This window comes from Micromonospora sp. NPDC047738 (assembly GCF_040642675.1).
Lineage (GTDB): Bacteria > Actinomycetota > Actinomycetes > Mycobacteriales > Micromonosporaceae > Micromonospora.
Genome location: NZ_JBEYSO010000022.1, coordinates 1 through 23,713, shown reverse-complemented (window position 1 = coordinate 23,713; position 23,713 = coordinate 1). Strand labels below are relative to the sequence as shown.

23 protein-coding genes are annotated in these 23,713 nt (G+C 70.6%); 7 read left to right on the top strand and 16 right to left on the bottom strand.

Features of this window, described 5'->3' with window-relative positions; all coding sequences use genetic code 11:
• Nucleotides 1-43: 43 nt before the first annotated feature.
• Both ABZ783_RS27275 and ABZ783_RS27270 read right to left on the bottom strand, forming a co-directional pair.
• A complete protein-coding gene (locus tag ABZ783_RS27275; RefSeq protein WP_357442858.1) occupies nucleotides 44-838 on the bottom strand; it encodes an SCO2525 family SAM-dependent methyltransferase in 795 nt (264 codons plus the stop codon).
• Nucleotides 839-1,202: 364 nt separating this feature from the next.
• Nucleotides 1,203-1,844: a GNAT family N-acetyltransferase gene (locus ABZ783_RS27270; protein ID WP_357442855.1), complete on the bottom strand. Its 642-nt coding sequence runs from the start codon at nucleotides 1,842-1,844 to the stop codon at nucleotides 1,203-1,205.
• A gap of 213 nt (nucleotides 1,845-2,057) precedes the next feature.
• Here ABZ783_RS27270 and ABZ783_RS27265 point away from each other — a divergent pair, with 213 nt between their 5' ends.
• Nucleotides 2,058-2,354 carry a hypothetical protein gene (locus tag ABZ783_RS27265; RefSeq protein WP_357442852.1) on the top strand — a complete coding sequence of 99 codons (297 nt, stop codon included), beginning with the start codon at nucleotides 2,058-2,060 and terminating at the stop codon, nucleotides 2,352-2,354.
• A gap of 818 nt (nucleotides 2,355-3,172) precedes the next feature.
• Here the strand turns inward: ABZ783_RS27265 and ABZ783_RS27260 are convergent.
• On the bottom strand, nucleotides 3,173-4,813 hold the full coding sequence (locus ABZ783_RS27260; protein WP_357442850.1) for a RecQ family ATP-dependent DNA helicase: 1,641 nt from the start codon (nucleotides 4,811-4,813) through the stop codon (nucleotides 3,173-3,175).
• Between the two features lie 151 nt (nucleotides 4,814-4,964).
• Here ABZ783_RS27260 and ABZ783_RS27255 point away from each other — a divergent pair, with 151 nt between their 5' ends.
• Nucleotides 4,965-6,257 carry a DUF1343 domain-containing protein gene (locus ABZ783_RS27255; protein ID WP_357442847.1) on the top strand — a complete coding sequence of 431 codons (1,293 nt, stop codon included), beginning with the start codon at nucleotides 4,965-4,967 and terminating at the stop codon, nucleotides 6,255-6,257.
• A 167-nt stretch (nucleotides 6,258-6,424) separates the two neighbouring features.
• Here the strand turns inward: ABZ783_RS27255 and ABZ783_RS27250 are convergent, their stop codons facing one another.
• On the bottom strand, nucleotides 6,425-8,122 hold the full coding sequence (locus ABZ783_RS27250) for a carboxylesterase/lipase family protein (protein ID WP_357442845.1): 1,698 nt from the start codon (nucleotides 8,120-8,122) through the stop codon (nucleotides 6,425-6,427).
• Nucleotides 8,123-8,160: 38 nt separating this feature from the next.
• Here ABZ783_RS27250 and ABZ783_RS27245 point away from each other — a divergent pair, with 38 nt between their 5' ends.
• Complete coding sequence (locus ABZ783_RS27245; RefSeq protein WP_357442843.1) at nucleotides 8,161-8,319, top strand: hypothetical protein; 159 nt, start codon at nucleotides 8,161-8,163, stop codon at nucleotides 8,317-8,319.
• A 41-nt stretch (nucleotides 8,320-8,360) separates the two neighbouring features.
• Nucleotides 8,361-9,647 carry an MFS transporter gene (locus ABZ783_RS27240; protein ID WP_357442841.1) on the top strand — a complete coding sequence of 429 codons (1,287 nt, stop codon included), beginning with the start codon at nucleotides 8,361-8,363 and terminating at the stop codon, nucleotides 9,645-9,647.
• 61 nt (nucleotides 9,648-9,708) lie between these two features.
• On the opposite strand, the gene ABZ783_RS27235 is transcribed toward ABZ783_RS27240, so the two are convergent.
• The 11 genes from ABZ783_RS27235 to ABZ783_RS27185 all read right to left on the bottom strand — a co-directional run bounded on the left by ABZ783_RS27235 (nucleotide 9,709) and on the right by ABZ783_RS27185 (nucleotide 18,662).
• Nucleotides 9,709-10,083, bottom strand: a complete 375-nt coding sequence (locus ABZ783_RS27235) for a VOC family protein (protein ID WP_357442839.1) — start codon at nucleotides 10,081-10,083, stop codon at nucleotides 9,709-9,711.
• 134 nt (nucleotides 10,084-10,217) lie between these two features.
• A complete protein-coding gene (locus tag ABZ783_RS27230) occupies nucleotides 10,218-10,757 on the bottom strand; it encodes an OsmC family protein (protein WP_357442837.1) in 540 nt (179 codons plus the stop codon).
• Between the two features lie 14 nt (nucleotides 10,758-10,771).
• Nucleotides 10,772-11,398: a VOC family protein gene (locus tag ABZ783_RS27225; RefSeq protein ID WP_357442835.1), complete on the bottom strand. Its 627-nt coding sequence runs from the start codon at nucleotides 11,396-11,398 to the stop codon at nucleotides 10,772-10,774.
• Between the two features lie 22 nt (nucleotides 11,399-11,420).
• Entirely contained in the window at nucleotides 11,421-12,029 is a 609-nt protein-coding gene (locus ABZ783_RS27220) for an alkylhydroperoxidase domain protein (protein WP_357442833.1), read from the bottom strand.
• Nucleotides 12,026-12,628 (bottom strand): CMD domain protein, encoded by a 603-nt coding sequence (locus tag ABZ783_RS27215; protein ID WP_357442830.1) that lies wholly within the window; start codon nucleotides 12,626-12,628, stop codon nucleotides 12,026-12,028. The genes ABZ783_RS27220 and ABZ783_RS27215 overlap by 4 nt, the downstream gene beginning before the upstream one ends.
• Nucleotides 12,625-13,659, bottom strand: coding sequence for a putative FMN-dependent luciferase-like monooxygenase (locus tag ABZ783_RS27210; RefSeq protein WP_357442827.1), 1,035 nt, complete (start codon nucleotides 13,657-13,659; stop codon nucleotides 12,625-12,627). The genes ABZ783_RS27215 and ABZ783_RS27210 overlap by 4 nt, the downstream gene beginning before the upstream one ends.
• Nucleotides 13,656-15,275: an ABC transporter ATP-binding protein gene (locus tag ABZ783_RS27205; RefSeq protein ID WP_357442824.1), complete on the bottom strand. Its 1,620-nt coding sequence runs from the start codon at nucleotides 15,273-15,275 to the stop codon at nucleotides 13,656-13,658. The genes ABZ783_RS27210 and ABZ783_RS27205 overlap by 4 nt, the downstream gene beginning before the upstream one ends.
• On the bottom strand, nucleotides 15,272-16,123 hold the full coding sequence (locus ABZ783_RS27200) for an ABC transporter permease (RefSeq protein ID WP_357442821.1): 852 nt from the start codon (nucleotides 16,121-16,123) through the stop codon (nucleotides 15,272-15,274). Before ABZ783_RS27200 ends, ABZ783_RS27205 begins: the two co-directional genes overlap by 4 nt.
• A complete protein-coding gene (locus tag ABZ783_RS27195; protein ID WP_357442819.1) occupies nucleotides 16,120-17,064 on the bottom strand; it encodes an ABC transporter permease in 945 nt (314 codons plus the stop codon). The genes ABZ783_RS27200 and ABZ783_RS27195 overlap by 4 nt, the downstream gene beginning before the upstream one ends.
• Nucleotides 17,065-17,079: 15 nt before the next feature.
• Nucleotides 17,080-17,469 carry a hypothetical protein gene (locus ABZ783_RS27190; RefSeq protein ID WP_357442816.1) on the bottom strand — a complete coding sequence of 130 codons (390 nt, stop codon included), beginning with the start codon at nucleotides 17,467-17,469 and terminating at the stop codon, nucleotides 17,080-17,082.
• Complete coding sequence (locus ABZ783_RS27185; RefSeq protein WP_357442814.1) at nucleotides 17,466-18,662, bottom strand: TIGR04028 family ABC transporter substrate-binding protein; 1,197 nt, start codon at nucleotides 18,660-18,662, stop codon at nucleotides 17,466-17,468. The genes ABZ783_RS27190 and ABZ783_RS27185 overlap by 4 nt, the downstream gene beginning before the upstream one ends.
• A 607-nt stretch (nucleotides 18,663-19,269) precedes the next feature.
• Here ABZ783_RS27185 and ABZ783_RS27180 point away from each other — a divergent pair.
• The 3 genes from ABZ783_RS27180 to ABZ783_RS27170 all read left to right on the top strand — a co-directional run bounded on the left by ABZ783_RS27180 (nucleotide 19,270) and on the right by ABZ783_RS27170 (nucleotide 21,403).
• Nucleotides 19,270-19,659, top strand: a complete 390-nt coding sequence (locus ABZ783_RS27180) for an MmcQ/YjbR family DNA-binding protein (protein ID WP_357442811.1) — start codon at nucleotides 19,270-19,272, stop codon at nucleotides 19,657-19,659.
• A 48-nt stretch (nucleotides 19,660-19,707) separates the two neighbouring features.
• A complete protein-coding gene (locus ABZ783_RS27175) occupies nucleotides 19,708-20,151 on the top strand; it encodes an MmcQ/YjbR family DNA-binding protein (RefSeq protein ID WP_357442808.1) in 444 nt (147 codons plus the stop codon).
• A gap of 226 nt (nucleotides 20,152-20,377) precedes the next feature.
• Complete coding sequence (locus ABZ783_RS27170; protein WP_357442806.1) at nucleotides 20,378-21,403, top strand: alpha/beta hydrolase family protein; 1,026 nt, start codon at nucleotides 20,378-20,380, stop codon at nucleotides 21,401-21,403.
• Nucleotides 21,404-21,478: 75 nt separating this feature from the next.
• Here the strand turns inward: ABZ783_RS27170 and ABZ783_RS27165 are convergent.
• The coding region (locus tag ABZ783_RS27165; protein WP_357442803.1) for a M36 family metallopeptidase at nucleotides 21,479-23,713 on the bottom strand (2,235 nt) is incomplete at its 5' end.

Here is a 23,713-nt window from a genome sequence, read left to right as displayed (position 1 = left end):
CGCCGCGGCCCACGCGCTACCTCATCCGAAGCTCCGCACTGCTTCAGCCGCGGGTACGACCCGTGGCCAGCAGCATGCTCAGGTACCCGTCCCGCAGCGGCGGCGTGGGCGGCACCTCGTGGACGTTCAGGTCGTACGCGCCGGCGGCGATGCTCGCCACCACGTCGACGCGCTGCAGTTCCACGGCCGGGAACCAGCGTTGGCCGACGTGGTAGCCGCGGGAGCCGAGCATGAACGCCACGGCGAACGGCGAGCCGGGCTGCAGGGCACTGAGAAATCGGCCCACGGCGTGCTGGAATTCCGCCCGGTCGGCCGATATCGAGCAGGCCACGAAGAACATGGTGCCCGCGTCCCAGGTGCGCCTCGGCAGGTCGAAGACGCTCGTTTTCCGTACCCGGCCCACCTGCGCCAGGCGGCCCCGCGGGTCGGCCAGCGCGGAATACGTCGGGTGCTCCGCGCAGACCTGCCAGTACGGATCCCACAGCTCGTCGTAGCCGTCGATCTGCGTGCGCAGCCAGCCCACGTTCGACGCCGACCATTCACACAGGTCCATGACACGCGCGAACGGCAGAAGCGACAGCGCCGGGTAGAGATTGGCCCCCGACCCCACATCCACGCAGCGCACGTCGGAGAGTTCCGCATCGGCAAAGAAATCTCTGGTACGGCAGAGAATTTCGCGGTCATCGGCGCGCAGCGCCGAATAGTTGTGCCGAAGATAGGCGTGGGAATCGAAGCTGTCCCACTCGACCTCGGAATTGGCCGGCCGCTCGGACTGGGTTGGTGGCGGTGGGGTTGACGACGCGCCGCAGCCACTGCCAACTGCCGGCGTCAACGCCATGGATATGCCTCCATCGGTGTCGGCGGATCACTCTGGTCGTCGCCCCGGCGCGCTCAGCCCACCGCCCATTGTGTATCGAAGGTGGTACCGACTGGCAAGTGGACGGACGACATCACCCACCGGGGGGCGACATCCGACTAGGAATCCGATTGCCGGTCCACGGGAATCGGTCAGATTACCGACAGCGCGAGCACCGCCGCGACGGCGACAGCGCCGATCCCAACCCTGCTCCCCCGGTCCCGGCTCGCACGGGCCGCCGCCGGCCGTTCGCGGCAGTGCTTGTCCGACAGGTCGTCCGACAATCCAGGCCTTCGTCCGGCCGACCGACGTCGAGCACGCGGGCGGCGGCTCTGAGCGGATGCCATCAAAGGCCGAACATGGGGCGACAAGCTGCCATGCCGTCAACTCTTACCTCGGGCCGCTCCTGCTGAAGCCACCTCTGCCTGGTGAGCCGTAGGCGGTCCGACACGACGGCCTCGCCGCCGCGGGCGTCGACCGAGATGCCGTCGGCCTCGTAGCCGAGCTTGCGGGACACTCGTTGTGAGGCGTGGTTGTCCTGGAACACCTCGGTCAGCGCCGCACGTGCGTCGAGGTGGTCGAAGGCCAGCGTAAGCAGACCGACCCGAGCCTCGGTTCCGTAACCCTTGCCCTGGTGTTCGATCCCCAGCCACGAGGACGTGGTGACCTCCCGAACAACCACGAAATCGCGTGCTCGAAGGGTGACCACGCCGAGCGGGTTCCCGTCGTGAAAGACGGCGAGCCCGAGGCGCCACGCTGCCACGCTCCACCCGGCGAGCTGGTCCCAATGTCCCTGCAGCACGAACCGCGCCCGATCCTCGGGACTGCCGTCGGTCCACGGGGTCAGGAACGGACGCTCGTCGGCCCGGTGCACGCCGTCGGCTGCCAGCCGAGCGAGTGCCGCGAGTTCCTCCTCATGGGGCAGGCGGAGTTCGAGTCGTGGCGTGTAGATGGTCAGGCCGTACTGGGGCCACAGGTCAGCAAGCACGGACCCGATCATGACGACTGGGCCGACGCCACGCTACCGAGTGTCCGCAGGCCAGTGGACGATCCTCCGGACCGCGGTACCGGCGTAAGGGGCCAGTGATGATTCCGAAGCTACGCTTCGCAGGTGACTACTGAGGGAACTCGCCGTCCGGTTTCGCAGTCCCTCCCCAGAGCCCGCAGTGGACCGAGACGGGTTGGCTGGGCGGCGCTCGCGGTGTTCCTCGTCGCGTTCGCAATCTTCGAAAGCCTCAAGTACGGCCTGGCGACCACAGCCGCTGCCCTGGCGTTCTTCGCGCTGCCCGACCTGGCGCGGCTCGCCGGCCTTCGTGCGCCCGGGCTGCGCTACCAGGCCGTGCACCGGGTGTGGATTCCGCTCGTGGTGCTGGTCGCCTACACCTTCGGGCCGATCGTGTGGCCGCCGCTCTTCACCGCCGCTCTCGGTTGGCTCGCTCGCATCGCCGTCAATCGGGTGTTCCCACGCACCCCACTGGCCATCGATAGTCCTCGGTAGTTGCCCTGAACTGGGCACCACCGCGGCAAGCGCTCGCACGCCGGGGAAGACCGAGCGGTCTCGTCGTGGCTCCGATCCGCCGACCAGGCAGCCGGGTTGATCGACTGGCATCGCGCACAATGCTTGCCATGGTGCGGGGGCATGATCGCGTGTGGTGGGTGGCGGCTGGACCGGTCGTCGGGATGGCGTTGGGTGCCGTCGACTCGGTGGTGAACCATGTGCCGATCTGGCTTGGCGAAGTCGGCACTGCGCGCGCCGAGCGTGGTGGCTGGTCGCAGACCGCAGAGTTCGCGAGTCTCGTTCTCGACGCCGGATGGGCGTGGGCCGCGACGGCGGTGCTGGTGGGCTGGTTGGTGAGCGGGCACACCCGACCCGTTGCGGGGTTGCTGCGTGGGGCGGTAGCCGGGGGCCTCACGTTGGCGTTCGCCACCACCGCTTACTACGGCATGGACGTGCTCTTCGACGGCGACCCCTGGTGGGGCATGGCGACCCGGTACTGGCTGATCAGCAGCGTGGTGCTCGGCCCTGCGCTCGGGGTTGCCGGCGCGTTGATCGGGCGACCCGGGTCCGGCCGGGACGCTCGCCGCCCTACTGGCGCCGGCCGGCGCCGCTCTGCAGATGGTGATACTGCCGCCTCCGCCGGAGAGCTTGATGGCTCAGCCGGTGCGGCTGACCGTTTGGGCATCGGCGGCGGTAGCCACTGTGTTGATCATCCGAGCGAGGGGTCGTCGCGGGATTCTGGCGCCGTCCGTCAGGCCGCGCTGAGGCGGGTCCACCCAACGGTCAACCCGGTTCGCCGCGGCGAACAGCCAGTGGACTCAGCGGCGGCTCACCTCGAGCTCGAGCAGGCCCTGGGTCTGCACGACCGACACCGACAGAGTCTTGTAGCCGACATCGTCGAAGAGCACGGTCATGCGGTCCTTCTCGTACCCGAGCACCACGCCGGGTCCCCACTTGGCGTGCCGCACCGTGCTGTGCAGCGGGTACGGGCCGTCGTCCGGGATCACCTCGGACGTGCCGCCGGCACAGTTGTCGCAATGCCCGCAGGGCAGGCTCAACTGCTCCCCGAAGTAGCCCAGCAGCGATTGCATCCGGCAGCCGGGAATCTCCGCGAAGCGGCGCATCATGTCGGTGCGGGAACGCTGCCCGACCTGATAGCGGGCGTATCCGGCCACCGCCTGCCGCGCCGCCTCATCGGGCAGGGGCGCGTACCGAGGGACGGTGAGCTGTCCCCTGAGGCCGGTCGCCACCGCGCCGACCTGCTCCAGCAGACTGAGGTGGCTGGCGAGCTTGCGGGCGCCCAGGCCGGTTGCCGCCGCCAGCGCGGTGCGCGTCATCGGGCCGCCGTGCAGGGCTGCTGCGACCGCTCGTAGCTCGGGCAGGTCGGGTGCGCCGCCGGTGAAGAAGCGCTGCAGGGCGACGTCCTCAGGCCGGTAGAGCAGCAGCGCCCGGGCTGCTTCGCCGTCCCGCCCTGCCCGGCCGATCTCCTGCAGGTAGCTGTCGGGTGAGTCGGGCAGCGCCACGTGCGCCACCCAACGGATGTTCTGCTTGTCGATGCCCATACCGAACGCCGACGTGGCGACCATGATCGGCACCCGGTCGGCGAGGAAGTCCTCGTGGCGGCGGTGACGCACTCCCGCCGCCATCCCCCCGTGGTACGCCTCGGCGGGGAAACCCGCGTCGGAGAGCCGCTCGGCGAGTTCCTCGGCGGCGCGCCGGGTCGGCACGTACACGATGCCCGGCGGGTCGGTCTCCTTGAGGAAGGCGAGAAGCCTGCGCCAGCGGTAGTCCTCGCTGGGGCAGTGCGTGGCGGTCACGAAAAGGTTCGGCCGGTCCAGCCCGCCGAGAACAACTCGCGGCTTGCGCATGCCGAGGCGCGCGGTGATGTCGTCGCGTACCGGCGGCGACGCGGTGGCGGTCAACGCCACGACCGGCGGTCGCCCCAGCTCGCGGATGAGGTGGCCGATGCTCAGGTAGTCGGGGCGGAAGTCGTGCCCCCACGACGAGATGCAGTGCGCCTCGTCCACCGCCACCAGTGCCGGACGCAGCGCGCGGACCTCGGCCAGCCGCTCCGGCGAGCTGAGCTGCTCCGGGGTGATGAACAGGAAGGTCGCGGCACCCGAGCGCAGCTCCGCCAGGGCGGCGGCCTGTTTGCCGGGGCTCTCCGCGGAGCTGATTCGAACCGCGCGCAACGCCGGATCGTCGCGCTCGTTGAGGTTGCCGATCTGGTCCTGTTGCAGCGCCAGCAGCGGTGAGATCACCACGGTGGGACCGCGCAGCAGCGTCGCCGGAACTTGGTAGATGGCCGACTTTCCGCCGCCGGTGGGCAGGACGACGAGCGCGTCGCGGCCCGCCAGCAGCGCCCGCATCGCGCGTAGCTGCGCCGGGCGTAGCTTCTGCCAGCCGAAGTGCCTGCGGGCGGCGCGGCGTAGCCGCAGGGCGCGAAACATGAACATCATTGCCGGGCATGTTAGGTCGTCGATCCGCTGCGGCTGGTGGCGGGTGCACATCCGGCTACACCACCGCGGCGCAGGATTGTAGGTATCCTTCCTTGACTGACCGTGGTGCTGTAGCTAAGTTTCGATGAACTGAGCTGCTTGGAGGCACCCTATGGAGCGCAGGACCTTCCTCACCGGAGCCGGGGCGGTCGCCGGTGGCGCCCTCGCCGGAACCTTGGCCAGCGCACCCAGCAGCGCCGACCCGGGGATCCGCCGGATCGAGACGGGCCTGGACGTGCTGGTGCGCTCCGGCTTTGCGGAGCTGCGCGGGCAGCAGGTGGGAGTGATCTCCAACCCGACGGGCGTCGACTCCGCCTACCGTCACCTCGTCGACCTGATGCACGGCTCGGGCCAGGTCGACGTGGTCGCGGCGTTCGGCCCGGAGCACGGCTTTCGGGGCTCGGCCCAGGCAGGCGGTAGTGAGGGCACCGGCACCGACGCGCGGACCGGCATCACTGTCTATGACGCGTACGGCGCCTCGCAGGCCAAGTGGGAGGCCATGTTCACCCAGTCCGGGATGGACACCGTGGTGTTCGACATCCAGGATGTCGGCGCGCGTTTCTACACCTACATCTGGACCATGTACACCTCCATGCTCGCCGCGGCTCGCGTCGGCAAGCGGTACGTCGTGCTCGACCGGCCCAACCCGATCGGCGGCCGGGCGTACGGCCCGATGATGACCCCCAGCTACACCTCTGGTGTGGGGCTGAAGGAAATCGTTCAGCAGCACGGCATGACCGTCGGCGAACTGGCCCGCTTCTTCAACGCCGAGTTCCTGCCCGCCGAGGTGGGACGGCAGGTCGACCTGCACGTGGTGCAGTGCCGGCACTGGAAGCGGAGCATGCTGGCGGCCGACACCGACCTGCCCTGGGTCATGCCCAGCCCCAACATGCCCACCACGGACACGGCGCTCGTCTACCCGGGCACCTGCCTCTTCGAGGGCGTCGCGTCGATCACCGAAGGCCGGGGCACCTGCCGGCCGTTCGAGCTGATCGGCGGGCTCGCCACCGACTTCGACTACCACTGGAGTGACCGCCTCAACGCTCGTGACCTGCCCGGAGTCGAGTTCCGGGAGGCGTACTTCTCGCCGACGGCCGCCGGCCAGAAGCCGGCGCTGCTCAACAAGCTCTGCGCCGGCGTTGAGGTGAAGGTCGTGGACCGGGCCGCCTACGACCCGATTCGCACCGGGGTGGCGCTGCTGGTCGAGGCGCGGAAGTATCCGGCCTTCGCCTGGCGGCAGGACGCGTGGGACGCACAACGGCCGTACTGGATCGACAAGCTCACCGGATCGCCCCGGCTGCGCACGATGATCGACGCGGGTGCTGACGTGGACGACGTGGTGGGCGCGTGGGCCGACGAGCTGGCCGCCTTCGACCGGCAGCGCCGGCCCTACCTGCTCTACTGATCGAGCCAGTCACGATCGTCGCCCCGATTGATCGACGGGAGACAGGTCTCCACCCGGCAGCAGGGCAATCGCCGTGGATGTCGCGCGCAATGACCTGGCGCAACCGCTGGCGGGCGCGGGTGGCGCGGGGTCGGCGAGATCTGCGCCAACCCCGCGCTTCCAGATCCTCAGCCGTACAGCGACTGCCAGAAGTCGTAGTGGTGGGTGCCTTTGGCGTCGATGGGCCGGACGGCATCCGGGCTCAGGGACAGCACATGCCGCCCGTCATACCGAGCCCAGATCGGTGCGCCCGGAGTCGTCGGGTCGCCGGTGTACGCGAATCGCGTCCAGTAGGCGATCATCTGCTCGGCCAGCGCCTGCTGGGCGACGGACAGCGGCTGGGCGTAGCCGACGGTGAACAGGTACGGCAGTTCCGCGGTGTGGAAGGCGCCGAGCGGAAAGCTGGGCGGGTTCGCACCGACGAAGAACGGCGCGTGCCCGTCGCCGAACTCGTACACGTATGTCGGGGTATGACGGGCCAACGCGGCAGCGGTGTCCAGGGTGGACCGGACCCAGACGGCATCGGTGAGCGCGGCGCCCAGAGCCTCGCTCGGTGACGGGTACCTGCCGCTCGGATAGCGGGCCGCGACCTTTCCCGCATTGCGGTGCCACTCCTGACGGAGCTGGTCGAGGTACTGGGTGTCGGTCAGCGGGCACTCCTGCGGCCGGCCGGGCAGGGTCGGCACCCCCGGGCCGCAGTTCGCCCCGGACACCTCCAGGCCCCACACGCGTAGCCGCTCCTCGTCCCGGTTGTAGCCGTGGATCACGGGTACCCGGTGGAACCGGCCCGTGGCCAGCGCCTCGGCCGGGTCGGTCGGCAGGATCGGGCCGCCCAGCACGGGTCCGAGGTCGGGTAGCGACGCCGTCGCCGTCAGCAGCTCGTCGACCGGCGTTGCCCGCAGGCACGCCGCGGCGGTGGCCACGTCTGAGCAGCCGAGCGACCTTGCCAGTGCCAGCCCTTCCTGCTGTGCCACCGCCCGCGGTCGCGGCGATGACGTGGTGGCCGGGGTCCACCCTGCGGTGCACGGCCCGCTCTGCATGATCACCTTGTCGAACAGTCCCGCCGACGCCGGTGAGGCCAGGTGCGCGCAGCTGCTGAAGCTGCCAGCGGACTGCCCGAACAGGGTCACGTTGCGCGGGTCGCCACCGAAGGCCGCGGCGTTGTGGCGCACCCAGCGAAGGGCGGCCTGCTGGTCCTCCAGGCCGAAGTTGCCCGATCTGGCCGCGCCGGCGTCGAAGGCCTGATGGGCGAGGAAACCGAGTGCGCCGAGCCGGTAGTTGACGGTCACGACGACGACATCGCCGCGGGTCACCAGAGCCGTCGGGGTGTAGATGTCGCCTGCTCCGTAGGTGAGGCTGCCGCCGTGCAGCCACACCATCACCGGCCGCAGCCGGGCGCCACCGCCACGTGGTGTGGTCACGTTCAGGAACAGGCAGTCCTCTGTGGTGCTCGGCCGGCCCATCGGTATGCCGGCGGGCTGGGCGCACGCGTTGCCCGGATTCGTGGCGTCGCGCACCTCCGTCCACGGCGTGGGAGGCTGCGGTGAGGCCCAACGCAGCTCGCCGACCGGCGCCGCCGCGTACGGAATCCCCTGGAAAGACCGGTAACCGCCGGTGACCACGCCCCTGATCGGGCCGCTGTCTGTCACGACGACGGCGGAGGCGCCGCTGCCCGTCGTGGGGCCTGCGGTCGAAGGCGGCGCGAGCGCGATGGCAGCGGCGGCCAGTGCGCTGAGAGCGGTGACCGCGATCAGCGCGCCGCGCGCCAGCCGCGATGACCGACGTCGCGCCCGAACCGGCTCAGGCGAGTGGATCATGTTCGTCATACCGTCGATCCAACCCGGCGCCGGCCGGCCGCTCAGGAGTGTCAGCACCTCAGCACTGGTGGTGCCAGCACCACTGGCCGCGCGGCTCCTACCTCGGCTACCACGACGCATACCGGCTCTTCGTTACCGGGTCCACGCCCTACCTCGCCGGCACCGACATCACCGGGGCCCACCAGCGCCCGGTCGGGGTGGTGTGATCCAGCAAGCGCCGTGGCACGAGGGGTGAGGGGCGAGGCGGATGATCGTTGCCAGGAATCGTCGGTTCGGCCTGCTGTGGTGCAGCACTCTGCTGTCCAACCTGGGTAACTGGCTGATGGTCGTCGCGGTGCCGGTCTACGCATACACGATGACCGGCTCGACGATGAGCAGCGGCCTGGCCTTCGTTGCCCAGACGCTGCCCGCGGTCGCCTTCGCCCCGCTGGCCGGGGTGCTGGTCGACCGGTGGGACCGTCGCTTCGTCATGGTCGGCGCGGACCTGCTGCGCATGGTCATCGTCCTGGCGCTGCTCCTGGTCGACGATCCCGGCATGCTCTGGCTGCTCTACGCGGCGATGTTCGCTGAGAGCACCGTCGGGCACTTCTTCCAGCCCGCAGCCCGGGCCGTCGTCCCCACCCTCGTGGGCCGGGGCCGGGACCTCGAGGCGGCAAACGCCTGGAACACCGTCGCGGGTGGGATCGTCCGCCTCGCCGGCGCGCCTGTCGGCGGCGCGCTCTACGCGATCGTGGGCTTCGACGGGCTGGTGCTGATCGACTCCGCAACGTACGTGGTCTCCGCCGTGTTGATCTTCGGCATGGGTCGCCTGCGGGCGGACGAGCGAGACCACGAGCAGAAGGCGGTCTCGTCCTGGCTGGTTACGTTCCGGGGCCAGGTCCGGGACGGTCTGGCCTTTCTCCTCGGACACCGTGTGCTTCGCGGGACGCTGGTCGTCTCCAGCCTGTTCCTGCTGGCCAACGCCGCTCTGAATGTGCTCCTCGTGCCGTACGTCATCAGCGTGCTCGGCGGCGACGCCGGTGATGTCGGTGTCCTCATGGCCGCGCTGGGTGCGGGCTTCCTGGCCAGTGCGTACGCCGGGAACGTCCTGTCGCGCAGCGGGCGGCTCCGGGCATCGGTCACGGGGTGCCTGCTGGCGATCGCCGGCTGCTTCGCCGGGCTGTTCCTCGTCCCCCACTTCGCTGCCGCGGTGGTGTTCATCGCGCTGGCCGGTGTGCCCGGTGGTGCACTGCTGATGCTGGCTCAGGTGCAGGTGCAACGGCAGACACCAGACCGGCAGCTCGGCCGGGTCAGTTCGGCCTTCTCCGCGGCGGAGATGGCCGCGACGGTGGCCGGCGGCGCGATCGGCAGTGTGGCCGGGCAACAGCTACCCCTCACCCTGACGGTCTGGCTGGTCATCGTCGTTCTCGCCGTCAGCGCGGTAGTGGCCGTGCGGCTACTACCGTCCCGCGTCATGACTGAGGTGGCGGTTGCGGGGCAACGGGAAACGGTGGGCGGGGAGGCCGTGAGCTGGCCCGAGAAAGCTGCCGGTTGAATGGTCCGGCGAAAGCCGCCGCCGGAGGGCGTTCGGCATCCGGCATGGTGCGGCCGGTCAGCTAGGTGCCGCGCTCGGCCTCGCCCCGTTCGATGCAGAACTCGTTGCCCTCAGGGTCGAGCAGAGTGACCCAGCCGCGTCCATCAGCGGTGCGGTGGTCCTCGTAGATCTTCGCCCCGAGGGCGACGATGCGCTCCACCTCGTCGTCGCGGGTCCGCTCGGTCGGCATCCAGTCGAAGTGGATCCGATTCTTCGCTGTCTTGCCCTCGGGCACCTGGATGAACAGGAGGCCGGGAACGGGTGAGGGCGCCTCGATGAGGACCTCGGCGTCACCCGGCTCGTCCAGGTCCGACACCGGCCACCCGGTGACGTCGCTCCAGAACGTCGCGAGGCCATACGGCTCGGCACAGTCGACGGTCACATGGCGGAGGATCATGCCGCCAACCTTAGCTGGGCAGGCATAGCAGGTGAGTTGCCCGAGTTGACGACGACGGATGTGCCCGGCCCCGGGGATGTCCAAGGCCGGGCACGGTCGGCTGACCCCGCCGTGCTCGTGAAGCTATCCCTAGCTCAGGCGGCGAGTTCCTCGGCGGCCGGACTCACCCGGGCCACCGAGCCGTTGATCTCCTGCGGGTTGCGGAGCAGGTTGAGAATCGGGCACACCCGTTGCACCTCGGCGTGCAGCCGGGCCAGGTCCTCGTCCGTGGCGGGCGAGGCGACCTGCACCTGGTAGCGGAAGTTGTAGGGATAGACGGGCGCGTCGACGTTGTCGGGCGCCTGGCCACGTGGGTCGTACTCGGCCTGCACGTCGACGGCGAGCGAGTCGAGGGGGATCTTCAGCTCGGCCGCCTTGATGAGGAAGATGTGGGTGACGCAGCTGCCGAGCACGCCGGCCTGCAGTTCCGGCGAGCCGGGGCCGAGGTCGTATCCGGCGAGGTCGGGGCGACTGTCGCTGATGATCTGGAAGTCACGGATCCGGATGCGGCGCACGCCGCTGCGTCCTTCGGCGGTGACTCGCGCCCGCAGTGGGACCGGGCCGGTGTTCGCGGACTCGCGTCGGGCGGTCAACGCCGCCCGCTTCTGGGACAGGTACTCACGCAGGTTGCTCATGGTCTGCTTTCTTGTCAGCGCAGTGTCACGGGACCGCGCGGTGTGTCCAGCAGGGCCCGCAGCCCGTTCTCGGGCCCGGCGGTCACCTCGAGGGTGACGCTGAGGGCGGCGAGGTCACGCTGGACGGCCGGTGGGTCCGGATGGGTGGCGGTGAATGAGGTGAGGCGCAGTTGCGGCAACGCGGCCCGGGCGGGGTGCTCGGTGCCGGTCCAGTCGATCAGGAACGGCACCAGCCCGTCCGCGGCTGGGGCCGCCTGCCGGGTGAGCCGCCAGGACAGCAGGACCCCGTCGGGCCGGCGGCGCGACAGCGGGTGGATCTCCCCCGGGTCGTACCCCCGTTCGCGGGCCTCGGTGACGGTCTTGTCGAGGTCGTCCGGGTGCACCGCCCAGGTCACGAGACGCGGCTCGGTCAGCCGGTCCAAGCCGAAGGATCGGGGCGGTTCGGCAGGGTCGGCGTCCGGGTCCGGGCCGATGATCTCGAGGTACGAGGTCGGTCCGAACCCGACGAGGTAGTTGGCGGTGCCGCTGGGGTGCCGGCCGCCAGGCACCGGGGAGATTCCGGTGCGTGCCGTGAACTGGGCGACGCCGGCGGCGAGGTCGGGCACCGCGTAGACGAGATGGTCGAGCAGGGGTTCGGTCATGTCGTTGCCTCTCAGGTCGCTGTCACGCGGTCGGCGGTGGAGTGGGCTCCCCGAGGGAGAGCATGAGCCGGTTGGCCCAGTTGAAGAAGGCGGCCGCGTGCAGCAGATCAGAGATCGCCAGGTCGTCGAGGCCGACCGCGCGCAGCGCCTCGATGTGCTCGACACCCAGCGCGCTCGGTGTGGCCGTGAGCGCCGCCGCGGCATCGACGAGTGCCCGCCAGCGCTCGTCCTGGGGTGCGTCGACGCCCTGGTCGAGCAGGCGCTGCACGTCCTGCGGGCGGTGCGAGTAGTGGGAGGCGAACCGGGCGTGCACGGAGGCGCAGAAGACGCAGCCGTTGCGGCGCGAGGTGGCCGTCGCGGCGAGTTCCCGCTCCGCCCGCGGCAGTCCGCCGCTGGCGTTGTAGAAGATGTCCTGGTCGGTCTTCGTCCGGGCCTGCAGGATCTCCGGGTCCCGGGCGAGCAGCAGGAAGTACGGCGAGCGGGCACGGGCCTTGTCGACCAGGGCCGCCCGGTGGACGTCGGTGAGCTCGGCTTCGGTGAGCGGGGCGAGCCACGGGGTCCAGCCGAGCTGGTCCTGGGTGAAGGCGAGTGGCTGCTCGGTGGTGGGACGGTCGAGCACGGTGTCGGTCACGATTGGGGTCCTTTCCCGGGCGCGGCCAGCAGCCGGAGGCCGGTGACCACGCGTACCTGGAAGCTGAGGAAGGCGATGAGCTGCGACAACGTCACCACGTCGGTGGTGCTCCAGCCGGCGTCGAGGAGTGCCTGCAATGCCTCGCGGCTCGCCTCGCGTGGGCGGAACACGAGCAGGTGGGCGTGTTCCAGCGCGGCGGCGAGGCGCGCGTCGAGTCCCTCGCGGTCCACCGCTTGGTAGACGGGCCCTGCCACGCTCTCCGCGGCGTGCGGACCTGGCGCGGGATAGGCGCCGTACGGGCCGCTGGTGCGGGCGGCGTCGATCTCGTTGGCGATCACCGCGGCCAGGCTCGGGGTGTGCTCCGCGAGTCTGGTGGCGTAGAAGTCGGCGGTCGGGGCGTCCTGGTGCAGGCCGGTGACGAACGCGGCGACGGCGAGCCGTTCGGTGGTGCTGACGTCGCCGGGCAGGCGCGGCGAGAAGAGTGCCTCGTAGCTCGCCTGCGCGTTCGTGCGGGCTTCGGGCCGCTGGTGGCGTATCTGGTCGAGGTGGGATCCGGGCTCGATGCCGGCGAGGTGGTCGATGACGTCGGTAGGGCTCATGTTCTGCTCAGTTCTGTTGACGGGTCCGGGATGGATGGTGCCCAGCCGAGTGCGGGCGCGACCTCGGTCGCGAGCAGCTCGATGGAGCGGAGGACGAATGGGTGCGGCGGGTCGACTGAGTGCACCTGGAAGACCAGGTCGGTCGCCCGTTGGAGGGTCGGGTCGGCCTGCAGGCTGGCGAGAACGTCGTCCGGGGTGCCGACGTGCACGTCGAACGCGGCGATGAGCTGCTCGACGCCTCCGTCGGGTACCGGGTGGCCCTTCGCCTTGAACTGCCGAGCGGCGCGGCCGAGTCCGGCCTCGGCCAGGCGCAGCGCCTCGGCGCGGCTGTCGGCGACGAACGCCGTACGCGACGCCATGATCCGTGGCGGCACGCCCGGGGGCAGGTTTTCGTGGTAGGCGTCGACGATCGGGCGCTGGATCTCCGCGAGCGTCGCGTGCGGGGCGTCCTCGGTCCGTGGCTGGGTCCGCGAGAGCATGAGCCCGTTGCCGGCCTTCCCGGCGCGCGCTCCTCCACTCACCGAGAAGGTCGCTTCCCAGATGGCGCCGAGCAGGCGCGGCGCCGCCGGGTAGAGGTGGTTGGCTCCGTCGCTGAGGGGGTGCCCCGACCAGGCGTCGACGAGCACCCCGAGGTGCTCGGCGTAGACGGCGGAGCGGTTGGCGCTGTCCTGTCCGAAGGCGCTGAACGACGACGGGGTGCCGCCGTTGCCGACGCCGACTTCGAGCCGGCCGCCGCTGAGCAGGTCGAGCACCGCGGCGTCCTCGGCGACGCGTATCGGGTTCTCCAGCGGCAGGGTGATGATGCCGGTGCCGAGGCGGATCCGGTGGGTCTGTGCGGCGATGTGGCTGAGGAACACCAGCGGCGCCGGCAGCCCACCTTCGGCCTCGTCGAAGTGGTGCTGGGCCACCCAGGCCGAGTCGAATCCGTACGCCTCGGCGTGCCTGATCTGCTCGGCGGCCAGCCGGTAGCGCGCGTCCGCGGGAGCGTCGTCGAGCAGCCGGGTGAAGAACCCGAGTCGGGGCCGGCTCATGCCACGAGGTCCGCGACGATGCCGGGTACGGCGGCCAGCAGTTCGCGGGTGTAGTCGTGCCGCGGGGTCTGGAAGACCTGCTGGGTGGTTCCGGTTTCCACGATGTGCCCTTTCCTCATGACCGACACGGTGTCGGAGACCTGCCGCACCACCGAGAGGTCGTGCGAGATGAACAGGTAGGTCAGCCCGAGTTCGCGCTGCAGCCCGTCGAGCAGGTCGAGGATCTGCGCCTGCACGGTCACGTCGAGCGCGGACACCGCCTCGTCGAGCACCAGCACCTGCGGGTCCACGGCCAGCGCCCGGGCGATCGCGACGCGTTGGCGTTGACCGCCGGACAGCTCACGAGGCTTGCGGTCGAGCACCGTCTGCGGCAGGGCCACCCGGTCGATGAGGTCGCGTACCCGTCTGCCGCGGCCGGCCCGGTCGGTGAGCCGGAAGTTGCGCAGCGGCTCGGCCACGATGTCCTCGATCGACTGCCGGGGATCGAGCGAGCCGGCCGGGTTCTGGTACACCAGCTGCACGCGGCGGCGCAGCTGGCGGAGTTCCTCGCCGCGCGGCCGCGCCACGTCGGTGCCGTCGATGGTCACCGACCCGGAGGTCGGCGTGGCGAAGCGGGCGACCATGCGCGCCGTCGTCGTCTTCCCGGACCCCGACTCGCCGACCAGGGCGTGCGTGCTCCCCCGCTGTACCTCGAACGACACCCCGTCGACGGCCCGGAACGGTGTGCGTCCGATCTGGAACTCCTTGACGAGGTCCCGGACGATGATGGCGTACGACGTGGCGGTGGAGCTGCCGGCGTCGGCGGCCCGGGCCGGCGAACGGAAGGGCCGGGGCGTCAGCGACGGGGCGTCCCGGAGCAGCTGCCGGGTGTATTCGGCTTCGGGGTGGGCCAGCACGGCGCGGGTCTCGCCCTGCTCCTCGATGCGCCCGCCGCGCATGACGACGAGCCGGTTCGACCGCTCGGCGGCGACACCGAGGTCGTGGGTCACGAGGAGCACGGCGGTGCCGAACTCCGCCCGAAGGTCGTCGATGAGGTCGAGGATGCGCCGCTGCACGGTGACGTCGAGCGCGCTGGTCGGCTCGTCCGCGATGATCAGCTGCGGTTGCCTGGCGACGGCGATGGCGATGAGCACCCGCTGGCGCATCCCTCCGGACAGCTCGTGCGGATACTGCCGGGCGCGTAGCTCGGGATCGGGCAGCCCGACCCGGGTGAGCAGTTCGACGACCCGCCGCGAGATCGTGCGCCGGTCGCCGTGCCGGTGGATGCGCAGCACCTCGCCGACCTGCGCGCCGATCGTCTTGACCGGGTTCAGCGAACTCGTCGGATCCTGCGGGATCAGGCCGACCTGAGCGCCGCGGACCGACTCCAGACGCTTCGACGACCAGCCGGCGATGTCGGTGCCGTTGAGCAGGATCTGGCCGGTGTCGACGGACCCGTTCGCCGGCAGCAGCCCGATGATCGCGTGTGCGGTGGTCGACTTGCCGGACCCGGACTCGCCGACGATCGCGAGCACCTGGCCCGGCTCGACAGTGAGGGAGATGCCGTTGACCGCCCGGTGGACCTGGTTGTGGGTCCGGTAGGAGACGGTCAGGCCGCGTACCTCAAGCAGACTCATCTGTCCTCCCGGCCGATCGAGCGGCTGATCCGGCCGGCGGCGAGCACGACCAGGACGACGACCACGCCCGGCAGGGTGGTCAGCCACCACGAGGTGGCCAGGTAGTTGCGGCCCTCCGAGATGAGCAGTCCCCACTCCGGGTCCGGTGGCTTCGCGCCGTAGCCGAGGAAGCTGAACGTGGAGATGGCCAGGATCGCGGAGCCGAACTGCACCGCGGCGAGCGCCACGACGGGACCGAGCGAGTTGGGGAGCACGTGCCGCCACAGGACGCTGGAGAAGCGGCCGCCGCTGCCGAAGGCGGCCTCGACGTAGTCGGTGCGCCGGACCCGTACCACCTCTGCTCGGGCCAGCCGGGCGAAGGCCGCCACCGAGCCGATACCGACGGCGATCGCCACGTTGATGGTGCCGGAGCCGAGCAGGATGATGGCCGTCAACGCGAGCAGCAGCCCCGGGACCGCGAGCAGCACGTCGACCACCCGCATCACCAGCTCGTCGAGGAGGCCGCCGACCGAGCCTGCGAGCAGACCGAGCAGCGTGCCCACCACGAGCCCCACCGCGACGGCGACGAACCCGCCGGACAGGGAGCGGGCGGAGCCGTGCACGACGCGGGCGAACAGGTCCCGGCCCAGCGCGTCGGTGCCGAACAGGTGCGCCGCGCTCGGCGCCTGCAGCTTCTCCACCGGTACCCCGTTGATCGGGTCGTGCCCGGTGAACAGGTCCGGCACGATCGCCCACAGCACGACGACGGCGATGGCGAGCCAGGCGAGCGCCAGCCCCGCGGGAGGCAGCGGCACAGTCCGGCGGGCACGGGCTGCGGCGGGCCGGAGAACGGCGGGTTCGGCGGTCATCCGGTGACCCCGACCTTCGCCGTCAGCCGCGGGTCCAGGACCGGGTACAGCAGGTCGACCACGAGGTTGACCAGCACGAATACGGTCGCCGAGAGCACCACGACGGCCAGCATCACCGGAGTGTCCTGGGCGGCGACCGCCTGCTCGGTGAGGCGGCCGATGCCGTTGCGGCCGAAGACGGTCTCGGTCACGACCGACCCGGCGATGAGTTCGCCGAAGGTGACCCCGGCGATGGTGAGCGTGGGCAGCAGCGCGTGGCGGGCGACGTGCCGCCAGAGGATCCACCGCCGCGATGCGCCCTTGGCGGCCACCACCGCGACGAACGGCTGCGCCTGCACCTGATCGAGGCTGCGGGCCAGCACCTGGGCCAGCGGCGCCGAGATCGGTACGGCGAGGGTCAGCACGGGCAGGATCAGCTGCTCGAACTCGGTGCCGCCGATGACGGGCACGAGTTTGAGCTGGAACGAGAACACCTGGATCAGCACGATGCCCAGCCAGAAGGTGGGGATCGAGATGAACAGGGGCGGCAGCGCCAGCAGCGCGCCACGGATCCAGGCGAGCCGGCTGTGGCTCGACACGAAGGCGACCGTGACGGCGAGCAGCACGGCGACGGCGAAGCCGAGAGTGGCGAGCTTGGCCGTCGCCGGCAGGCCCTCGGCCAGTCGGTCGAGCACCGGGGTGCCGGTGTCGATCGAGAAGCCGAAGTCAGCGTGCAGGAAGCCGTGCAGCGTGTGCAGGTACCGGGCGAGGGCCGGCTCGTCGCTGCCGTACAGCTGGCGGATCTGCGCGATCTGCTCGGGCGAGAGCCCCAGTTCGGGGTTCTGGAACTTGATCAGGATCGCGTCGCCCGGCAGTAGTTGCAGCAGCACGAAGCCCGCGGTGAAGGCGGCCCACAGCACGAGCACCGCCTGCCCGACCCGGAGGGCGAGATACTTGGTCATGAGCCGCCGTCCGCCCTACTTGTCCTTCTTCGACAGCCACACGTTGTAGAAGCTGGGCCGCGCGACCGCCTCGAAGCTGACGCCGTGCACGTACGGCGCGGCACCGTACACCTGCGGCTCCTCGAACAGCGGGATCGCGTAGCCCTGCTCCACCACGTACCGCTGGATCTCGGCGACCTTCGCGTTGCGCGCGTTCTCGTCGACGAGGGCGGACTCCTCCTCCAGCAGCCGGTCGAGCTTCGCGTCGTTGGACAGCAGCACGTCCCGGTTCTTGGTGTGGAAGTGGCTCTTGATGACGTCCTGGTCCGCCCGGCCCACCATCGAGTGGGTGATCGGGGTCTTCTCGGCGTTCTTGAGCTCCGCCGCCTGGGTGCCGGAGTCCGCCGGTCGGACGTCGAGCTTCACCCCGATCCGGGTCCACTGCTGGGCGACCAGTTCGAGGTCTGCTTCGACAGCGGCTGCGGGCCGGAGACGAAGACGCTCAGCTCGAGCTTGCGGCCGTTCTTCGCGCGGACGCCATCGCCGCCCCGGACCCAGCCCGCCTGGTCGAGCAGCGCGTTGGCCTTGGCAGGGTCGTAGGCGAGCTGCGCGGACAGGTCCACGTACCCCGCGGCGAGGTGGCTGAGCACGGAGGTCGCCACCGGGTAGCTGTCGGTGAACAGCGTCTCGACGACCTCCTTGGCGCTGGTGCCCGCCTGCAGCGCCTTACGGACGTTGACGTCCTGCAAGATGCTGTTGGCCGGTCGCAGGTAGAGCCCGTTGTTGACGCCACGGGTCGGTTCGGCGTAGATGCGGTAGCCGGCGGCCTTCACCGTCGCCTCGTCGTACGCCTGCACGTAGCGCACGTAGTCGGCCTGCCCCGAGGTCAGCGCCCCCACCCGGACGTTGTCCTCCGGCGTCACGACGATCTTGATCCGGTCGAGGTAGGCGCGGCCCTGATGCGGGAAGGACGGGGGCGCCCAGTTGTAGTCCGGGCGGGCGACCAGGTCGATCTCCTTGTCGATGACCTGGTTCGCCACGGTGAACGGTCCCGAGCCGATGACGTTCTTGAGCTGGCACTGCTCCTCGTACGGCAGTGAGATGGTCTTCTTCGACACCAGGCCCGCGCCGATCACCGAGGTGCCCTGCAGGAATCCGGGCGACGGCTTGTTGAAGTGGAACTTCACCGTGCCCTTGTCGACGACCTCGCTGCGCTCGTAGTTGTTGACGAACTCGGCCACTGGAAGCTTCCGTTCCTGGTCACCGAGGCCGTAGACGTCGTAGTTCGCCGCCACGGTCTCCGCGTCCAGCGGGCTGCCGTCGCTGAAGGTCACCCCCTCACGCAGGTGGAAGGTGTATTCGGTCGCGTCGGTGTTGATCTCCCACGACTTCGCGATCCACGGCTCGATCTTGAGCGTCTTCGGGTCCTGCCAGGTGAGTTTGTCGGTGAGCTGATTGAGCACGCCCCCGTTCGGGTAGAAGCCCGCGGCCGGCAGGTAGAGGCAACTCGGCGGCTGGTGTTCGAGGTAGACGAGCGTGCCACCGTGGACGGGGTCGCCGGCGGCATTCACATCGCCGAGCGGGCCCCGGTCGGAGCAGGCGGTGAGCAGCCCGGCCACGGCAGGGCGGCAGCCCCGGCCGCCGTGACGGACCGGAACCTGGATCGTGACATGCGTAATGGCCTTTCGTGCAGGCAGAGAGGATGCGCGGAGCGGGATGGCGGATTCAGACGCTGGGCAACGGCTCGCACCGGGGCCGCCCGGTGTGGTGTGCCCTGGGGGGAAAGCCGGCAGAGACCAGGAGCTGGCAGCCGCCGGGCGACGGGCGCGGCGACTGCCGCTCGTGCAGGGACCGGCGGGACCGACTGCGCGAGCGGCTTGCTGGCTAGGCGATCAGCGCGGACACAGCGCGCTGCAGGTGCGCTGATGGTCGACGTAGCGCCGCGCGACCAGGGAAGTCACGGTGTGCTTCCCGGTCACCTGGTGGCTGCTACGGATCATGGTCAGGAAGTTATCCCATAGGGTTAGTAGGAAACAAGTCCTGCTCGCATCCTGAGACGCGGGAAACTCCAGGTAACCGGCCCCGCCACTGAGCCCCGCCTCAGCCGGGCAGCTCCCCGTATCCGCGAGCCCGCACCGCCGACGCACCACCGGATCCCGCATCCCCCGCCGCCCGGCCGTGCTCTCGTAAGCTGAAGCCACCCCATCCGACCGCTCCGGAGGCATCGTGGCCATCGACGAGGAAAGCCTGCTCGATGAGATCCGCCGGATCTGCGCGGCCTTCCCGAGCGTGACCGAGCGCCCCAGCCACGGCGCGCCGACCTGGTTCATCCGCGACAAGACGTCCTTCGTCATGCTGTGGGCGGACGGGCATCACCACAACGTCTTCCCCCACCTGTGGTGCGCCGCGCCGCCCGGCGCCCAACAGGAACTCATGGCCGCCAACCCGCAGGTCTACTTCCGGCCGCCCTACGTGGGGCACCGCGGCTGGATCGGGGTGCGGCTGGACCAGGACGTGGACTGGGCCGAGGTGGCGGAGGCCTGCGAGGAGGCGTACCGGGCGACAGCGCCCAAGCGACTGCTCGCCGAGCTGGACAATCGCCCGGCGACCGGCTAGCGACGCTCGCGGCGGGAAATGTCGGAGGGCGCCGCTACCGTTTCTCCCGTGACCAGCCCTGGCGACGTACCGTCCGAACTCCTCGACCGGCTGCGGCCCATCTGTCTCGCGCTGCCGCAGGCCTACGAGGAGCCGGCCTGGGTGGGCGTGCGCTGGCGCATCCGCCAGCGCACCTTCGCCCACGTGCTCACCGTCGACCCCGACCACCAGATGGCCTACGCCCGAGCGGCGGGCACCGACGAGCCCGTCTGCGTCCTGACCTTCCGGTCGCCGGTCGACGAGGTGCACGCCCTCGTCGCCCACGGCGACCCGTTCTTCAAGCCCGACTGGGGCGCCGACGTCCTCGGCATGGTCGTCGAGGAGGCGACCGACTGGGACGAGGTCGGCGAGTTGCTCACCGAGAGCTACTGCCTGCTGGCGCCCAAGAAACTGGTGGCCCAGGTGGCCGCTCCGGCCGAACAGCCGGCTCCCGGCCGACCCGCTCGCGGCTGACCGAGGCGCCCGGCGATCACCCATCCCGGGGTACGCCCGGGCGGGTCTCCCCCGGTTCTCCAGGGCCACTCGTCGCGCGAGATCGGCCGGTCACCGCTCGCGCCTGCGCCCTGACCGCTCGTCCGCGGTGAAGTCCTTCGCCCCACGCCATCGACAGGCAACGATCAGGATCGTTCCGCGTCGAGCAGGAACGTTCGCGGACCTGTCACGGTCAGGAGGACAACCAATGAAGAGATCATCGGCTCTCGGCATCGCCGTCGCGGTCGGGCTCGCGCTCGCCGGGCTGTCCGTGCCGGCAAACCCGGCGGTCGCGGCGGCGACACCCGCCGTCGCCGCCCCTGCCCAGGCCTCCGACGGCGCGTACGTGGCGCAGGAGATGGTCGTCGGCCCGCGCCTGGTCGATCTCACGATCCAGTCGCCGGCGCTCGGCCGGGCCGCCACCGTGCGCCTGCTGACGCCCGACGGCTGGGAGCAACGGGCGCGCGGGGACCACTGGCCCGTGCTCTACCTCTTGCACGGCTGCTGCGACTCGTACGTCAGCTGGACCCGCTCCACGGATGTCGCCAGCATCCCCGAGCTCAGGGACGTCCTGGTCGTCATGCCGGAAGCCGGTGCCGCCGGCTGGTACAGCGACTGGTGGAACGGAGGCCGCGGCGGCTCCCCGGCGTGGGAGACGTTCCACCTGAGCGAGGTGCGCCAGATCATCGAGCGCGGCTACGGGGCGGGCCCGAAGCGGGTGGTGGCGGGCCTGTCGATGGGCGGCTTCGGGGCGATGTCCTACGCCGCCCGCAACCCGGGCATGTTCCGGGCGGCGGCGTCCTTCAGCGGCGTCGTGCACCCGTTGCGCGACGTGTCGTCCTGGCTGCCGTTCTTCGCGCGCACCGGGCTGGACCCGTACGCGCTCTGGGGCGACCCGGTGGCGCAGCTGGACATCTGGCAGGACCACGACCCGTACTACCTGGCCAAGCGGCTGCGGCACACGGCGCTCTTCGTGGCCACCGGCGACGGCACCGCGGGCGGGCCGTTCGACGCGCCGGGGCGGACCGACGGCCTGGAGGCGCTGATCCACCAGGAGAACGTCGACTTCGTCGAGCAGCTACGCGAGCAGGGTGTCTCCGTCACGACCGACTTCTACGGTCCCGGCAGCCACAGCTGGCCGTACTGGCAGCGGGAGCTGCACCGGTCGCTCCCGATGCTGCTCGCCGCGCTGGAGACGGGGCGCGGCGTGCTGACCCACGCCCCTCAGCACTGAGGTCGGTCGGCCTGCAACGGCCGGAGGGAGCGTTCCGATCGGAACGCTCCCTCCGGTTTCAGCGGGTGTTACCGGCTAGCTGATGAACTTGAAGTAGGCGCGGTACTGGAATCCGTTGTCGAGGGTCAGGACGAACTCGCGGCAGGTGCCGGCCCAGGACGGGTCGGTCTTCCACGGGTAGTTGTACTGACCGGGCGTGCTGACCGATAGCGAGGATCCGCCGGGGTTGCGGGCCGCGACCGGGGTCGGCCGCGGGGTGGTCGCCCCGCTCGGGTTGACGGTCTTGAGGGTGTCGCAGTCGACCAGCCGCGAGTACGGCGAGCCGCTGGCGAGGATGTTCAGGCCCCGGTCGGTGGCGAGCTTGAACTTCATCGGTGCCGCGTCGCCGGCGACGACGGTGTTCAGCGCCGGCTGCGCCGAGCGGCCGACGAAGTCACCGCGGCAGGACGGGTGGGTGTCGAACGCCTCGGTGTTGTCGTCCCGGGCGGTGGTGCCCTGCACCGCGCTGTAGCCCAGGCCACGGCGGGCGAAGGAGCCCCAGAGGATGCAGGCGTTCTCCCCGCCGGTGAGGGCGGCGTCGGCGGCGATGATCGCGTTGCGGCCGGTCACGAAGCCCGGGCCGCAACCCTGGAGCTTCAGCCCGTCGATGACCAGCTGCAGCGCCAGGTTGTTACCGCCGGTGTTCCACCCGTCGTAGATGTTCGGGTTGAAGCCGTGGCGGTCGATCAGGTTCCAGGTCATGTCCCACAGGACGGAGGTCCAGCCGTGGCCGATGCCGTGCGGCGCGGCCAGCGAGGTGCCGTTGAGCCAGCCGCCGGTCTTGATGCTGTCGTAGGTGAACGGCTGGATGTCCATGTTCCGCGAGTACGGCCGCGGCCGGATGCCGCCGCCGTGCCGGTCGTCCTGGAACAGCACGTACGGGCCCATGCCGCGCTGCCCGTCGGCCGTGTCGAACTTCGGGTCGAGCAGCATGGTGAGCGCGACGTAGTCGCTCCAGCCCTCGCCCATCTGCTCGTTGCCGGTCAGGCAGTTGACCGTCGGGCCACCGGTGAGCCGGTTGGAGATGCCGTGGGTGTACTCGTGGATGATGACCCCGGCGTCGAGGTCGCCGTCCCGGATGCCCGGGTGGTTCGGGTGCATACGCACCGAACCGGTGGCGGTGCCGGCGGCGATGGCGGCCTTGATGGTGGCGCCGTCGGCCTGGGTCACGGCGACCGCCGGGATGGTGACCGGCGCGGTCGTCATGGCGCCGGTGAGCACCGGCGCGGTACCCGTCGCGTTGTGGGCGACGACGAGCGCCTTGGCTCCGGCGGCCTGGGCGACCTGGGCGCGCTGGAGGTAGGTGCAGGCGGTGGTGCCGCCGTCGACCACGCTGATCCAGCCGCCGGAAGGCAGCGTGGCGGGGTACGCCGCGGCGGTGCAGCCGGTGCCGGCGTAGACGAGCTGGTGCCCGGCCAGGCCAGCCTTGGTGGGCGCCGGCGTGAACCGCGACCACGACGCGTCGAACGAGCCCACACCGTCCACGACAACCTGGTTCGGGCTGCCGAACTGGGTGCCCGGCCACAGGTACATCTGCATCCGGGGGGTGCCGCCGTCCATGGCCGGGGTGGAGAAGTTGGCGTTGTTGGTGCCGCCGCCGTCGGCCGCCTCGGCGCGGACGTAGTCGCCGCCCGTGCCGCCCCGGCCGTAGTTGTTGGCCTGGAAGTTCCCCGACGCCTCGTCGAAGCCGTAGCGGTGGGAGATGTCGTGGACGATGTTGTTCCAGTAGAAGAGGTTGGCGGTCGCCGCCTCCCGGTAGTTCTGCGCGTGCTCGCCCAGGTCCAGCGGGAAGTCGAAGGTCAGGTTCGCCCCGCCGTCCGGGCTGCTGCCGGCGTCCGGCGCGTTGTTGTTGTCCTGGTCCTGGTAGGCGTGGACGTTGTTGCCCTGGGTGGTGGTGTGCTCGGCGCCGGCGGCGCCGTTGGTGTCGTGCCAGCCGTGCGGAGACGCGTCGCCGTCCGCCGGGTTGGTCACCAGGGACCGCGGGCCGTCGTTCGGGCTCTCCTTCGGGGCGTTGAACACCCGGTAGCTCGACCCGTCCTGGACGGGGTTCGGCGAGCTGGGGTTCGCGGCGCTGAGCGGCGGCGCCGACGTCGCGGTGCGGCCCAGGTTGTTGGCGATCTCCGCCGTGTCCTCGTGGGTGGTCCAGTCCTCGGCGTCGAGCAGTTTGCCGGTCTGGGCGTCGACGCTGGCGTTCCACAGGTGGGTGTCGGAGGAGTCGTCGATGACCAGCTGCCAGGCCAGACGAAGCCCGTCGTCGGTCGGCTGCCAACC

Excerpts from the sequence above, each read along its gene's own strand:
- ABZ783_RS27275 (WP_357442858.1), bottom strand. The coding sequence starts at position 838 with ATGGCGTTGACGCCGGCAGTTGGCAGTGGCTGCGGCGCGTCGTCAACC.
- ABZ783_RS27260 (WP_357442850.1), bottom strand. The coding sequence starts at position 4,813 with ATGATGTTCATGTTTCGCGCCCTGCGGCTACGCCGCGCCGCCCGCAGG.
- ABZ783_RS27255 (WP_357442847.1), top strand. The coding sequence starts at position 4,965 with ATGGAGCGCAGGACCTTCCTCACCGGAGCCGGGGCGGTCGCCGGTGGC.
- ABZ783_RS27250 (WP_357442845.1), bottom strand. The coding sequence starts at position 8,122 with ATGACGAACATGATCCACTCGCCTGAGCCGGTTCGGGCGCGACGTCGG.
- ABZ783_RS27240 (WP_357442841.1), top strand. The coding sequence starts at position 8,361 with ATGATCGTTGCCAGGAATCGTCGGTTCGGCCTGCTGTGGTGCAGCACT.
- ABZ783_RS27235 (WP_357442839.1), bottom strand. The coding sequence starts at position 10,083 with ATGATCCTCCGCCATGTGACCGTCGACTGTGCCGAGCCGTATGGCCTC.
- ABZ783_RS27230 (WP_357442837.1), bottom strand. The coding sequence starts at position 10,757 with ATGAGCAACCTGCGTGAGTACCTGTCCCAGAAGCGGGCGGCGTTGACC.
- ABZ783_RS27225 (WP_357442835.1), bottom strand. The coding sequence starts at position 11,398 with ATGACCGAACCCCTGCTCGACCATCTCGTCTACGCGGTGCCCGACCTC.
- ABZ783_RS27215 (WP_357442830.1), bottom strand. The coding sequence starts at position 12,628 with ATGAGCCCTACCGACGTCATCGACCACCTCGCCGGCATCGAGCCCGGA.
- ABZ783_RS27210 (WP_357442827.1), bottom strand. The coding sequence starts at position 13,659 with ATGAGCCGGCCCCGACTCGGGTTCTTCACCCGGCTGCTCGACGACGCT.
- ABZ783_RS27205 (WP_357442824.1), bottom strand. The coding sequence starts at position 15,275 with ATGAGTCTGCTTGAGGTACGCGGCCTGACCGTCTCCTACCGGACCCAC.
- ABZ783_RS27200 (WP_357442821.1), bottom strand. The coding sequence starts at position 16,123 with ATGACCGCCGAACCCGCCGTTCTCCGGCCCGCCGCAGCCCGTGCCCGC.
- ABZ783_RS27195 (WP_357442819.1), bottom strand. The coding sequence starts at position 17,064 with ATGACCAAGTATCTCGCCCTCCGGGTCGGGCAGGCGGTGCTCGTGCTG.
- ABZ783_RS27170 (WP_357442806.1), top strand. The coding sequence starts at position 20,378 with ATGAAGAGATCATCGGCTCTCGGCATCGCCGTCGCGGTCGGGCTCGCG.